Origin of the sequence: Paenibacillus sp. OK003 (assembly GCF_900109515.1) — a bacterium.
Lineage (GTDB): Bacteria > Bacillota > Bacilli > Paenibacillales > Paenibacillaceae > Paenibacillus > Paenibacillus marchantiae.
Genome location: NZ_FOBD01000033.1, coordinates 21,931 through 35,976, shown reverse-complemented (window position 1 = coordinate 35,976; position 14,046 = coordinate 21,931). Strand labels below are relative to the sequence as shown.

Annotated in this window: 16 protein-coding genes; 14 read left to right on the top strand and 2 right to left on the bottom strand. The window is 38.6% G+C overall.

The window, feature by feature from the left end:
• Nucleotides 1–221: 221 nt before the first annotated feature.
• On the bottom strand, nucleotides 222–608 hold the full coding sequence (locus BMW94_RS29600; RefSeq protein ID WP_091002191.1) for a pepsin/retropepsin-like aspartic protease family protein: 387 nt from the start codon (nucleotides 606–608) through the stop codon (nucleotides 222–224).
• Nucleotides 605–865 (bottom strand): hypothetical protein, encoded by a 261-nt coding sequence (locus tag BMW94_RS29595; protein WP_091002190.1) that lies wholly within the window; start codon nucleotides 863–865, stop codon nucleotides 605–607. Before BMW94_RS29595 ends, BMW94_RS29600 begins: the two co-directional genes overlap by 4 nt.
• A 257-nt stretch (nucleotides 866–1,122) precedes the next feature.
• Here BMW94_RS29595 and BMW94_RS29590 point away from each other — a divergent pair, with 257 nt between their 5' ends.
• The 14 genes from BMW94_RS29590 (at nucleotide 1,123) to BMW94_RS29525 (ending at nucleotide 14,038) form a co-directional block, all read left to right on the top strand.
• Complete coding sequence (locus tag BMW94_RS29590; protein ID WP_091002189.1) at nucleotides 1,123–1,566, top strand: GNAT family N-acetyltransferase; 444 nt, start codon at nucleotides 1,123–1,125, stop codon at nucleotides 1,564–1,566.
• Between the two features lie 230 nt (nucleotides 1,567–1,796).
• On the top strand, nucleotides 1,797–2,147 hold the full coding sequence (locus BMW94_RS29585; protein WP_091002188.1) for a hypothetical protein: 351 nt from the start codon (nucleotides 1,797–1,799) through the stop codon (nucleotides 2,145–2,147).
• Between the two features lie 197 nt (nucleotides 2,148–2,344).
• Nucleotides 2,345–2,773 carry a hypothetical protein gene (locus BMW94_RS29580; protein ID WP_091002187.1) on the top strand — a complete coding sequence of 143 codons (429 nt, stop codon included), beginning with the start codon at nucleotides 2,345–2,347 and terminating at the stop codon, nucleotides 2,771–2,773.
• Between the two features lie 159 nt (nucleotides 2,774–2,932).
• On the top strand, nucleotides 2,933–3,397 hold the full coding sequence (locus tag BMW94_RS29575) for a VOC family protein (RefSeq protein ID WP_091002186.1): 465 nt from the start codon (nucleotides 2,933–2,935) through the stop codon (nucleotides 3,395–3,397).
• A 167-nt stretch (nucleotides 3,398–3,564) separates the two neighbouring features.
• Complete coding sequence (locus tag BMW94_RS29570; protein ID WP_091002185.1) at nucleotides 3,565–3,960, top strand: hypothetical protein; 396 nt, start codon at nucleotides 3,565–3,567, stop codon at nucleotides 3,958–3,960.
• Nucleotides 3,961–4,138: 178 nt separating this feature from the next.
• On the top strand, nucleotides 4,139–5,113 hold the full coding sequence (locus tag BMW94_RS29565) for a S66 family peptidase (protein ID WP_091002184.1): 975 nt from the start codon (nucleotides 4,139–4,141) through the stop codon (nucleotides 5,111–5,113).
• Nucleotides 5,114–5,301: 188 nt separating this feature from the next.
• Entirely contained in the window at nucleotides 5,302–6,060 is a 759-nt protein-coding gene (locus BMW94_RS29560) for a nucleotidyltransferase domain-containing protein (RefSeq protein ID WP_091002183.1), read from the top strand.
• Between the two features lie 236 nt (nucleotides 6,061–6,296).
• Entirely contained in the window at nucleotides 6,297–6,626 is a 330-nt protein-coding gene (locus BMW94_RS29555; RefSeq protein ID WP_091002182.1) for a low molecular weight protein tyrosine phosphatase family protein, read from the top strand.
• Between the two features lie 229 nt (nucleotides 6,627–6,855).
• Nucleotides 6,856–7,569, top strand: a complete 714-nt coding sequence (locus BMW94_RS29550; protein ID WP_091002181.1) for a metallophosphoesterase family protein — start codon at nucleotides 6,856–6,858, stop codon at nucleotides 7,567–7,569.
• A gap of 153 nt (nucleotides 7,570–7,722) precedes the next feature.
• On the top strand, nucleotides 7,723–8,442 hold the full coding sequence (locus BMW94_RS29545; protein WP_091002180.1) for a ferritin-like domain-containing protein: 720 nt from the start codon (nucleotides 7,723–7,725) through the stop codon (nucleotides 8,440–8,442).
• 377 nt (nucleotides 8,443–8,819) lie between these two features.
• Entirely contained in the window at nucleotides 8,820–9,872 is a 1,053-nt protein-coding gene (locus tag BMW94_RS29540) for a LacI family DNA-binding transcriptional regulator (RefSeq protein ID WP_091002179.1), read from the top strand.
• A gap of 636 nt (nucleotides 9,873–10,508) precedes the next feature.
• Nucleotides 10,509–11,471: an ABC transporter permease gene (locus BMW94_RS29535; RefSeq protein ID WP_091002178.1), complete on the top strand. Its 963-nt coding sequence runs from the start codon at nucleotides 10,509–10,511 to the stop codon at nucleotides 11,469–11,471.
• Nucleotides 11,472–11,486: 15 nt separating this feature from the next.
• Entirely contained in the window at nucleotides 11,487–12,371 is an 885-nt protein-coding gene (locus BMW94_RS29530) for a carbohydrate ABC transporter permease (protein WP_091002177.1), read from the top strand.
• A gap of 41 nt (nucleotides 12,372–12,412) precedes the next feature.
• Complete coding sequence (locus tag BMW94_RS29525) at nucleotides 12,413–14,038, top strand: type 2 periplasmic-binding domain-containing protein (RefSeq protein WP_091002176.1); 1,626 nt, start codon at nucleotides 12,413–12,415, stop codon at nucleotides 14,036–14,038.
• Nucleotides 14,039–14,046: the final 8 nt, after the last annotated feature.

Here is a 14,046-nt window from a genome sequence, read left to right as displayed (position 1 = left end):
TAAATAAAATGAACAACGCGACTCCCTTAGTAAAGCTAAAAAAATTTCCAAACCAATTTATGAGGGAGGCTCTTAGTATGTGAGCCTACAGTCTAATTCGTCTAACATAATATTCACGCTGCGGACATACGTCCTTGGTCCGGCATTCGCCGGACACCCAGCATGGGCTGGGTCGTGAATACAGAAACGTTATACGAAAATTCTTGAAAAGAAAAAAGCAGTTAGGATTTCCTAACTACCATATCTTTAAAATCGATATTCAATTGCAAAGTCGATAAAAAATCAACACCTAAGATTCCATCAAAACCATAAGGTTCTTTTGTTTGTCCAAGCTGAATGACGAAATCATTTAATATATGGTGGTTTAAGGTCAACGAGTGAACGGGCTGTTGAAATGAAAGTTCACTTTGACCTCCAATTCCATACATTCGAACAGCACGACCTTGTATAGGATCAATGGTTAGGCCAGTAGGTTCGATTAAATCAATATCAAAGATGGTAGTTGCACATCCTGTATCCAATAATACATTGGGAAGCAAGACAGATTGATTTTGATAAGTGAATAAAACTTCAATAATAGGAAGGCCATTAACTAATCTTATTTTCATCGAAGACCTCTAATTCCAATGAATTCTTGTTCTTGAACTTCGATGTTCTCATTGGCGGTGTGAAAGATATAGTACTCACGTGAAGGTTCAGAAGAATGATGTTTTTTGTAAGCATCCCAAGCAAGCTTAGTATCTTTATAATCATTAATGACAGAGAATTCTTCAATATTACGCATGTTATTAGCTGAGTAGGCTGAAATTGCTTCAACAAGAACCCAACGATCAGGAAACTGAACTCTAGCCTCAGACCATTTCATATCCTTTCCTCCTTTGATTCTTTACTTTTAATTGTACGTAGAATAGAGGAGAAGGGCAATAAAGAAGTTTAAGTGTAGTCAAAGGCGTCTGAATCTTCGTATAACATAATGATTCACGCTGCGGACATTCGTCTTTGGTCCGGCATACGCCTGACACCCGACATACGACGGGTCGTGAATACAGGAACGTTATACGACAGACCGAAGCGAGTAGAAGATGAAGAGCAAACTATGAAGTGCTACGAGGTGAAAGAAACGTGAGTCTTAGATTACAAAGTGCGAGGAACGAGGATCTTCAAATTTTAGCTGAAATGAATAAGCAGTTAATCGAAGATGAGAAAAGTTCCAACCCAATGGGAATAAATGAACTGGAGAAACGAATGTCTGAATTTTTCGAAAACGCTTGGGAAATCGATTTGATTATGAAAGAAGAAAAAAAAATTGGCTACACACTATATCAATATCAAGAGGATTCAATTAACTGGACAGAAAAAGGAGTGTATATAAGACAATATTTTATAAGACGAGAATATCGAAAAATGGGCTATGGAATTGCCGGAATAGATCTATTGAGGAATACGCGATTTAAGGACGTAAAGAGAATTGAAATAGATGTATTAGAAACGAACCCCGAAGGGAAACGATTTTGGGATAGGGCAGGATTTAAACCCTATTATGCAAACATGAGACTAGAGAATTAAAGAGAATAGTGTGTAAACAGAGGCCCGTCGTATAACAAAGTATTCAAGCAGCGGCTCCGTTGGAGCCTTGGTCTGCGAGAAGAATTTCAGGGAAGCATTTCAGCAGACAACCCCTCCGGGGTTCATGAATACAGGAACGTTATAGGAAATCAGTGCAATCACATTCAAAGAATCATAGTAACCCAAAACACTCTAACTTTCTTTAATTTCATGAAAGAACAGGTGATTATATGTCTGATTTTCTTTTATATGATTATTTAATGATTTATTCTGATGAGAAATATATAAAGAAAATAAAAACAATTGAAATTGAGAAATTCTTCATTAAAACATTAGAGTTTAATAAAATAAGTAGATTGAAATTTTCAAAATCGATTAATAATGAATTGATAATAGCTACTGGTCTTTTAGCTGATTCTAAAGGGAGTTATGCTTTTTATAATTTAGATAGAATAGAAGAGATTAACTTAATAGAAATAGATATACCCCAAGAGATTAATATAGAAATAGAAGAATCAATCTTAGAAATTGCAAATGCAATAGCAAGTAAATTCTCCTGGATAATAGATGAACGTAGATAATAAATGATTTTAGAGGGCTAAATCAAGGCAGGTGCTGACATTCTATAACAATGTTTTCGCGCATCGGCAGACAAGCTGCCTCAGTCCCGGAAGAGAGATCGGAGATGTTAATGCCGGGACACATCCGACTACGTCGGACGTCGTGAACACGGAAACGTTATACGCAATCCCAAGACATAAATATAGAGGACTACAAAATGAGAAACACAACAAAGATTTTTATGATATTGAGCCTAGCCACAATAGCGGTGGGAGTCATCCTGATCGCAAGAGGCGACGAAAATCAGTCATCCTTAACCTATATAAAAGCAGAAAGTTATCATAGTGAATTCAAGATCACCAAAACTAATGAAGTGATAATAACGGAGAAAATCCATATTCAAAATCGTAGTCACGATTCCAAAAGCTTTAAGGTGATAGGGGTTTATTCAGAAGATTTTAATGAGGGTTTACTAACAAAAGAACGATTGAATGGATATATAGGAAACCGTAAACAAGAAATTTTAGAATTAGATGCAAATCAAGAGCAGACGTTTACCATTAATTTTATAGGGGAGAAGGAAACAATCAATACGAAGCAAGATCGAAACCCACCTGAAGAAATTGTATTTACAGTCATCGAATAGAGAAGATGGAAGACTCGAAGAAGGATGGGACAGAGTATAACAGAATATTCATGCTGCGGACATTTGTCCTTGATCCGCCATTCTCCGGACACCCGACATACTTCGGGTCATGAATACAGTAACGTTATCTGAAACTTGCAAGATTGAAAGGAGAAAAAAATGATACTTGGATTATATGAAGCACATTTACCCGTGAGCAATTTACAACAATCCATTGAATTTTACTCTAAGCTAGGATTAGAGATGGCTTGGAGAGATGAAGATACAGCTTTCTTCTGGATTGAAAAAGAAAAGAGTTGGGTGGGGCTATGGCAGGGCGAAGAGCATAAAACATCTTATCATCCATCATTAAGGCATATCGCATTTCGAGTGAGTTATGAAGATCTTCGAGAGAGTGTGAAATGGTTTCAAACGATTGAAATAGAGCCTGTTCCATTTGGGAAGAGAGATTCAATAGATCCATTTGTTAGACCTAACCAAGGAAATGCTTCAGTCTACTTCAATGATCCAGATGGGAATAGTTTAGAATTAATGTGTTTTGTGAGTGTACCTGAAAACTTGAAGAATATATCCAATAATTTATCAATAGAAGAATGGGAAGACCTTGTGAAAGAAAGAAATTAAAGATATACAGGGTTATTTCGAAGAAGTGCCAGCATCAGATAACATAATATTCACGCTGCGGACATACGTCTTTGGCCCGGCAGTCGCCGGACACTCAGCATACGCTGAGTCGTGAATACAGGAATGTTATCAGAAATTACAATTTTAAAAAAACGAGGTGTGAATTTGTGAAAGTAAAATTAATATTTGTGAGTAAAGCAATGATATTTTTTCTATTATTAATAGGATGTTCTGAAAAACAAATTGCAATAGATCAAATAATTGGTGAATGGAAAGTAACAAGCGAACATGTTAATCTAGAAAAATTCACTTCAACACATGGAATGATTAGAATATATGAAGGTTTGAGAATTGCAGAGCAATTTGAAGAGGATAACGTAATAACAATACTTGGAGACGGATCAATTGAATTTCCAACAATTACAGGTGGTTATGAGTTGGATTATCAAGATGGATACAATTATATATCAATAATTGGTGATAGTTCTGAATCGGTCCACCCAGTCTATGTTAATGATGATACCCTGCAAATTAATACATATATCTTAAAGAGAATTAAATAATAGAAGATAATAAAAGTAATTCAATGTAGTTGTCACTTCTGATAACATAATATTCATGCCGCGGATACGCCTTGGTCACTGTGATGCTTTTGTCAGGGGAGTGAATTCATGTGACAACTTGCTACCTGAACGTTATGAGAAAGACTGACAAGAACTAATAAAGGAGTGTAATGTAATTATGAAAGCACCAAAATTAGTAGCTGGTGATGAAATACGTATAATATCACCTTCTAGAAGTCTGTCAATGATAGCAATTGAACAGAGATTACTAGCAGAAAAGAGACTAGAAGAATTAGGGTTTAAAATCTCTTATTCTCAACACGCTTTAGAATCTGATGAATTTGTCTCTTCATCAATCAGATCAAGATTAGATGACCTGCATGATGCGTTTTTAGATCCTAATGTCAAAGGGATATTAACTACAATTGGTGGCTATAACTGTAACCAATTACTAAGACATATTGACTATTCAATAATTAAAGCTAATCCAAAACGTATTTGTGGTTATTCTGATATAACTGCGTTGAGTAATGCAATATATGCAAAGACTGGATTAATCACCTATTCTGGACCGCACTTCTCTACCTTCGCTATGCTTCATGGCAATGAGTATACAATAGAGTATTTTAAGAAAATGATGATTTGGGATGAAACGGTTAATATTACCCACTCCGAAAAATGGAGTGATGATTTATGGTTTTTGGATCAAGAAAACCGATCTTTCATCAATAATGAAGGACCGTATGTGATTAATGATGGAGAAGCAGAGGGCACTATTATAGGTGGGAATCAGTGTACATTCAATCTATTACATGGCACTGAATATATGCCGAGTTTAGTAAATTCTATACTATTTTTAGAAGATGATTATGAGGCATATCCTCAAACTTTTGATAGAGATTTACAATCTCTTATTCATCAACCTTCGTTTGGCGAGGTTAGGGGAATAGTTTTAGGAAGATTTCAAAAATCCGCAAATATGAATAAGGAACTACTTATAAAAATAATAAACTCGAAAAGAGAATTAGATAAAATCCCAGTAATTGCTGATGTGGATTTTGGTCATACATCCCCACAAATTACTTTCCCTATTGGTGGGCAAGTATCAATAAAAGCATACAATAAAAAAATAGAGATAAGTATAGCAGAGTAGGTATATCAAAAAAGGTCAGTCCATCTCATAACACCGTATCCACGCTGCGGAACTGATGCCCCTTGGTCTGCCAGAGGGATTTCGAGGAAGAGGATTCAGGCAGACAACCCTGCGAGGCTTAAGCCTCGCAGGGTTCGTGAATACCTGAACGTTAGCCGAAAGAAGTTCTTAGTTCAGGAGGAGTCTATATGATATTAGAAAAAGTTATAAATAGAATTGTAATACAAAGTGAATATAAGGATTTGGTTGATAAGTATGTAGATCAGATCCTTACCGAATTTAAAGGTAAGATTCATAGCATTTATATGTGTGGCTCGATTCCAAAAGGAACGGCTCAACCTTTTAAGTCAGATGCAGACTTTACTATTGTATGTGCAAATCCCGAAGATATTGATTACGAAAGACTGTCAATTATTAAAGACAGGCTTTTGGAGGAATATCCAGTCGTAACGAAGATTGATACGACCATTTGCTCGATTGACGATGTATTAAGTAAACCGAATGAGTGGGGTTTTTGGGTTAAGATCATTTGTGTTTGCCTATATGGTGATGACATTGGTGAAAAAGTACCTCCGATTATGATTTCTCCAGAGTTCATTTTAGACTTAAATACAGAGACCAAGGAGGAAGTAGATCGTATACATCGTTTACTTTCTAATGCTAGTGATCACACAATGAAAACTAGATATATTAAAGGTTACTCTAAGAGATTAATTCGTGCATTATACTCTTTGGTTTTAGAAGATACAGGGGTATGGCAAGATGACATGATTAAGATGAAGAATGCCATATTAAACTATTGTGAGATTGACTCCGCTTTAATTGATTATCTGTATGCTTGTTACTTGGATAGTAATGTACTTGTTGAAGAGTTTCTGGGAATTGCAGATGAAGTATATAGCTATTTTGAGAACGCCTTAAATGCAATGGCTTCGTCGAGAAATTAATTTGGCTAACAAAATATTGACGATCGGGGTCACTCTGAGAAGCGAATGACCATTCAGCCCCCTAAGCCCGTCGGGACGTCACTGCATTAGGTGTTCGGCAAGCCTCACAACTATAAGCAGCGACTCTAAGGGGCCAGGACGTCGTCAATACAAAAAGTTATAAGAAATCGGGATAATTGCTTAAATTCAGGTGCTATAATAACACAAAAAAATAGATATGAGATAGGTGACGAAGCATTAAATTACTATTTATTTGTAGTCAAAACAAATGGCGGAGCTTAACAGCAGAGAAGATTTTTGATGGATACAATGGATATCAAGTGCGATCTGCTGGAACAGAAGAGGGAGCTAGAATTAGAGTCACTGAAGGACACGTTGGATGGGCAGAAATGATTTTTGTAATGGAGAAAAAACATGTAAGAAGACTTAAAGATAAATTCTCAAATAAACTAATAAACAAACGTTTGGTATGCTTAAATATATCAGATGATTATGAATATATGGATGAAGAATTAATAGAGATATTGAAATCTAGACTATCGGAATACGTTGAAGTACCAGAATAATAGTTAAGAACAAAAGCAACTGAGTACGAAAAAAGAGCATTTTGTAAGTAGCTCAAGGGGGACCTCGACATCTTATAACATAATATTCAAGCAGTGGCTCCGATGGCCTTGGTCTTCGAGAAGGGATTCGGAGAAGCATTTCAGCAGACAACTCCTTTGGGGTTCATGAATACAGGAACGTTAGCTGAAATCCCCAAGAACTAAAAACATTGATAAAATAGGAGATTCTATGAAGCGTACAATTATGATTAGCGATATTCATGGATGTATCGATCAGTTAGATCAGATATTGCAACTTACCGAATACAACTCTACTAAGGATAAGTTGATTTTGCTAGGTGATTATGTAGATAGAGGGCCTAACAGTAAAGAAGTAGTTGATAAAGTAATCCAACTAGTAATGAATCATAACGCAATTGCCTTACGAGGTAATCATGACCAACGATTAGTTGATTTGATAAACAGTGATAGCGTAACGGTAAGATCAAAGTTTCTAGAACACGGAGGGAAACAAACGCTCCAAAGTTATTGTGATATAAATAATGAAGAAATATCTGATGAGATCCTGAACCAGGCGATAGAATTTATAAAAACTCATTATTATCATCACATTGACTATATAAGTAAACTACCTTTTTATCACGAAGACAAAGATCACATTTATGTTCACGCCGGTTTGAATCCCAATTTTATTGATTGGAAGAACCAGCCTGAACATGACTTTATGTTTATTAGGGATGAATTTATTCGAGCTAGATTTGATCTAAACAAAAAAATTATTTTTGGGCATACAAAAACAATAGACATCCATGGCACATCGGATATTTGGTTTAGTGATGACAAGATAGGAATCGATGGCGGATGCGCATATGGGATGCAATTAAATTGTTTGATTTTCCAAGAAGGATTCTATATTACAGAACAGATAAAGGTTTTGAAGTGATACGAAGAATTTGGCAGCAGCAGGGAAGTGGAATCAGCCGGACACCTCCAACTCCCTACCACATCGCGGCCGTCATTCGGGCTTAAAGGAGTTGGACGTCGTGAACACACGAACATTATCTGACATAAAACTATTACATTTTAGGAGCAAATAATGAATATCACTTTCTCGAAATGGGTGCAATATTATCGTAGAAATAATCAAAACCTCAAATATATTCATTGGGATGACAACTATAAATTAACAACTAATGAAAGAGAAATAATCATTAAGTCAATTCAACAGTTTCAATTAGGAGAAAACTCTGAAGGTAAATATCTAATTAAACGTGCGCAAGAATATGTACATCAGACACAAGATCAGGATTACTATGAAGCACTTATAGAATTCATTAAAGAAGAACAGAGGCACGCTAGAGATCTAGGCAAATTTATGAAGTTACAGGGAATCCCACTCCTTCGTAGACATTGGGTGGACAATGTATTTAGAAGATTACGTCGATATGCGAGTCTAGAGCAATCAGTCATTGTTCTATTAACTGCTGAGATCATTGCTAAGTTGTACTATAAAGCGTTGAAAAAGTCTACAAAGTCAGAAGTATTAATCAATTTATGTAATCAGATTTTAAGTGATGAGGAGAAACATGTTCAGTTTCAATCCGAAACACTTCAACAATTTGCTCAAAATAGAAGCGTTCTCTTTAACAGAATAGTTTATATCCTTCGTAGAATCCTTTTTGAAGGAACGCTAATTGTAGTGTGGTATCAACATAAGCGTGTATTTAAAGCTGGGGGATATAAACTCAAAAGTTATTACTATGAATGCCGTCATGAGTTTAACTTAACAAAGAAGATTATAGCTAATGCACAGTAGAGGTTTACGTCAGATAACATGATATCCAAACTTCGGGTCCTGACGCCCCTCGGTCAGCCCGAAGGGAATTGGCAGGGAAGTGGAATCAGGCGGACACATCCGCACCGACTAACCACATCGCAGTCGCCCCTATCGTGGCTTAAGTCGGTGGGGCGTCGTGGATATAGTAACGTTATATGTAATAGCCGCAAAGAATAATAAAAAAATTTCAAATTACTTTGGAGGTAGGTAGAGTGGCAAAAATTCGCGTGTTGATATTATAGCAGGACTCTTATCGCAGCTTGTTTAATTGACGCCAAAATATTACAATATTATGATATGATCATTGTTAAACATGAATTTTGGCTCCAAATGAATAGAGCAAGGGGGGTGCTGTAATGCCAAAATTAAAAGATATCGCAGAACGTGTAGGCGTATCCATATCAACGGTTTCGCGTGCGATCAGCAATGATACCAACCGACCGGTCAATGAAGGGACAAAGCGAAAAATTAGGGAAGCTGCTCTTGAGTTGGGATACAATTTGGATGAATCCTCCAAATCCATTGGCAAAGAGAATACCTCAGCCAAACGGATAGCTTGTATCGTGCCACAGATTTTGATGGATGATCATCCGTACTTTTCACAGGTACTGACTGGTTTTCACGTTAAAATGACGGAACTGGGGCTGCCTCCAGCCATTGTCCGCACTTGCGAAGAACTTGGTGACACCGAACGGATAAAGGTGATGCTTCAGGAAACGGGTACTCAAGGTATAGTCGCAATCAGCTGGTACGATGAAAAATTGTTTGAGCTGCTTGAGCAAGAGAATATCACTGTATTGGGTGTAAGTCTCAATGACGAAAGGCTTACTGTACCGGTCGTTGACTGTGACCGAATATTTTCTGCTCGCACAGCAGTCCGTCATTTGATCGAGCAAGGCCATACCCGGATTGGGTTTATCGGTGGCCCCGCATATTCGGAACAAATAGAGAGCGAAGAAAGGTATGTCGGTTATAAATTTGCCATGCTGGAAGCAAACCTGAATCTGAATGAACATTGGATTATCAACACCAACTGGAATGTGAATCTCAGCTACAGCAGACTGACGGATCTCCTGACCGAGACGCCCAAGTCTGATTGGCCGACGGCCATTTTTTGTGCAAGTGATATGCTCGCTATTCCTGCGATGCGGGCAGTGGTTGAACAAAATGGCCGTATTCCTCAAGATATCGCATTCGTGGGCATGGATAATATCTCTATGGCGCAGTATACAACACCACCTCTGACGTCCGTGCAAGTTCCAAAATATGAAATCGGCAAAGTGGCAGCACAATTAATTAACGATTATCTGGAAGGACGTTATTCAACTCTCCATAAAGTGTTGTTGCCCAGCACCCTTATTGTGAGGGAATCATCTGTTTATGATCGTACAAATCGTACAAATGACTAGTTAGTTGTGTGATCTTATATTACATACAAATCCAGATAACTTTCATAAAACCTACGGAGGAATGCATCCGCGTGGGTTTTTCTTGTTTTTTTAGCCAAAAGGAATCCAAATAAATCCAAAAAAAATGTTTGACATCCGTCTATGGGCTATATTATGATGTATGAAATTAAGCGTTTGGCGTTATTTTTTTGTGTTTTTGGATTTACCCAGCAGCTATGATTATATCGTGAAATAAATTAATGATTACGCTTTTATCCCCTTTAAATCAATGTTTATATAAAATAAACAAGAATCCTCTAAAACTCTTATAACCTATTATCCAAGCTTATACCTACCCATTTACATAAAATGTATTCCAAACTAGTACCGCAATAAACCAAATATATATCCAAATATACATCCAAAAATAAATCCCCTTGCGTTAGATGATAAACTCATCTATTAACGTTATTCACTCACTTTGTGTAACAACTTCTAACATATAAGTACTGTAAATCAAATCTAAGAAATCAAAGAAGATCAGAAATCAAAAAAAGAAGGGTGGGAACTGCTTCGAGCAGCGTAAGGACGCTGGTGGTTTAACACAAAGACATTTTGCCAGGCAGAATTGTAGTGACAATTCCAGGGGGGATGTTCATGGCCAATACAACTGTACAACCTGCAATGAATGCAGTACATGAAAAGAAGAGAAGAAGACGTCAAAAGTGGAACCCGATTTTACGAAATTGGCAGCTTTATTTGTTAATCTCGCCAGTTGTTGCTTATTACCTTGTCTTTCAGTACTTGCCGATGTATGGCATTCAAATCGCGTTTAAGGATTTCATTGCAACGAAGGGAATCTGGGGAAGTCCCTGGGTCGGTTTTGAACATTTTGAACGTTTTTTTCACAGTTATTTCTTCTGGAGATTAATTAAAAATACGCTTGGACTTGGGTTGTACAGCTTGGCGGTAGGTTTTCCAGTCCCTATCCTTTTGGCGCTTCTGATGAATGAGGTAAGGGCGGAAAAGTTTAAAAAATTTGTTCAGACCATTACCTATGCGCCGCACTTCCTATCAACTGTCGTGGTCGTAGGCATGATGATGATGTTTTTATCGCCGCGATACGGAATCATTAATCACTTCATTGGTATGTTTGGCGGTAATCCCATTAATTTCATGTCTGAGCCATCCTGGTTCAAGACCTTATTTGTGATGTCGGATGTATGGCAGACCATGGGCTGGAGCTCGATTATTTATTTGGCGGCATTAGCTGGTGTGGACTCTCAGCTTCATGAAGCAGCGCGTGTGGATGGGGCAACCCGGTTGCAGCGGATATGGCATATTAATATACCAAGTATTATGCCGACCATTATCATTTTGTTCATTTTAAATATTGGAAGCATCATGGGTATTGGTTTCGAGAAAGTCCTGCTGATGCAGAACACGCTGAATTTAGAAACCTCGGACATTATCTCTACCTACGTTTACCGGAGCGGGATACAAGATGCTGAATACAGCTTCTCGGCGGCGATTGGTCTGTTTAACTCCATAATCAATTTCATCTTATTAGTCACTGTTAACCAGATCTCAAAACGAATGAGTGAAACGAGCCTATGGTAAGGGAGTTGCTGATGCATGCTTGTTGAATCTAGAGGAGATCGTATTTTTAATATGATTAACCATTTTTTGTTAATTATAATTACGCTCATTGTTATTTACCCGCTTGTTTTTGTGTTAAGTGCTTCGTTCAGTGATCCGCAGGCCGTCCTGCGTGGTGAAATGTTCCTATGGCCTAAGGGAATCAATTTCCATTCTTACGAGAAGATTTTTCAGAACAAAGATATCCTCAGAGGTTATACCAATACACTGATTTATACGTCAGTGGGGACGCTGATTAATCTCGTTATGACGATTCTGGCGGCATATCCGCTATCTCGAAAGGATTTTATAGGCCGCAATGCTATCATGGCCCTGTTTGTTTTCACGATGTTCTTCAGTGGCGGATTAATTCCAACCTATATGCTAATCAAAAACCTTGGCATGTTAAACACATTTTGGGTCATGATCATTCCAAATGCCGTTTCGATCTGGAACATCATCATTATGCGGACATTCTTCCAGCAATCGATTCCAAATGAGTTGCATGAGGCGGCGACGATTGATGGTTGCTCTAATATTCAAACGTTAACCCGGATTATCCTGCCATTATCCATGCCCATTATAGCGGTGACGATTCTGTTCTATGCTGTTGGGCACTGGAACGCCTTCTTTAACGCAATGTTGTATCTGTCAGACAAGGACAAGTTTCCACTTCAACTCATTTTGCGGGAAATTCTGATTCAAGGCCAGACGAACGATATGGTCAAAATGTCAACCGAGTCTGCGATTAAGCAGCAAAGGGAAGTGGAAGGCATCAAATATGCTGTACTCGTCGTTGCCAATATACCGGTGCTCCTGCTTTATCCTTTCCTGCAAAGATATTTTGTTAAAGGCGTAATGATTGGTGCCATTAAGGGATGATTCCTTGTATGGATAACGATGGGACAAAGGGAGGAATAAGAATGACGCTCAAAAAGTGGGGGAGTATCGCTCTAGTTTGTATGATGTCCGTTTCGATGCTGGCCGGGTGCAATTCTAAGGATGCTGATTCGGGAAGTAGCAAGGATAAAGGAGCTGCCAATGGCAAAGTTAATGCGAGCGGATTTCCGATCGTAAATGACACCATTACAGTGAGCGGATTTGCCGGAAAGTTTTTTGCCAATGCGGACTGGAACGATCTTAGACTCTGGAAAGAGTATGAGAAGATGTCCAATGTTCATATCCAGTGGGATACGGTGCAGAAGGATAATTTGAAGGAAAAACGTAATCTCCTCCTGGCAGGTGGCGCTTACCCGGAGCTGTTCTACGCCTCGGCGTTTTCCAGATCGGATCTGCTGAAATACGGCAAGCAGGGCGCATTTATTCCTCTGAATGATCTGATCGACCAATACGCGCCTAACTTTAAGGCTCTAATGAAGAAGTATCCGGTTATTGGCAAAGGGATTACGATGCCGGATGGTAACATATATGGGCTGCCAACCTTGTATGATCCGGAATTCAAGTCGGTTCTGTACGGAACACCTTGGTTGAAGAAAGAGTGGCTTGATAAATTAGGTTTGCAGGAACCGCAGACATTAGATGACTTCTATACTATGTTGAAAGCATTTAAAGAAAAGGACTCAAACGGCAACGGGCAGAAGGACGAGATAGCCTGGGGCGGTGTGGGAACGGCTGGTGTGGTGAACTACCTGAGAGGTTCATTTGGGTTGAATAATCATGGCACCTCCAACATTAACATTGATACAGATCCTCAGACAGATAAAGTACGCTTTATTCCAACCGATCCCCAATACAAGGAGCTGCTACAATTCGTGAATAAGCTCTACAAGGACGGATTGCTTGAGCAGGATATTGTATCTGTTAAGAGTACGGAAGTGGATGCTAAAGGTATGGAGGGCCTGATCGGAGTTGTGGATAATGTCGATCCGGTTGCGATATACAATCAGCAAGGTTATGTTGGCATGCCTGTACTGAAGGGTCCTCATGGCGATCAGACATACAACGCCTATGGTTCTCCACTCGGTAATATCGGGATGTTCGTACTGACAGATAAAGCCCAAAACCCAGAGGCGATGATCCGCTGGATGGATTATTTCTACAGCGATGAGGGCATCAAGACGTTCTTCATGGGCTGGAAAGATGAGACGTATAAAGAAGACGCAGACGGGAACGTAGATTATGTCGATAATATCAAAAACAACCCGGATGGCCTTAATCTGGACCAGGCGGTAGGTCAATACCTGATTTGGCCGGGTGGATACTACCCTGGTTTTGTGAAGCAGAAATACTTCAAGGGTGCTGAAGGTCTTCCAACTTCGGTTGATAATGCGAAAAAAGCAGAGTCTCACATCTTACCACAAGATCAAATATGGCCTCCATTTAATTTCACGCAGGAAGAGCAGCGGGATCTGACCACTTTCCAGACGGATATTGAAACGTATGTAGATGAAATGCGTGACAAATTCATTACTGGAAATGAATCCTTTGACAATTGGGATCAGTATGTGGCAGCTCTCCAAAAGATGGGCGTAGAACGATATGTAGCCATCTATCAATCAGCAGCAGACCGTTATACCCAAGCGGATTAGAAGGTTCA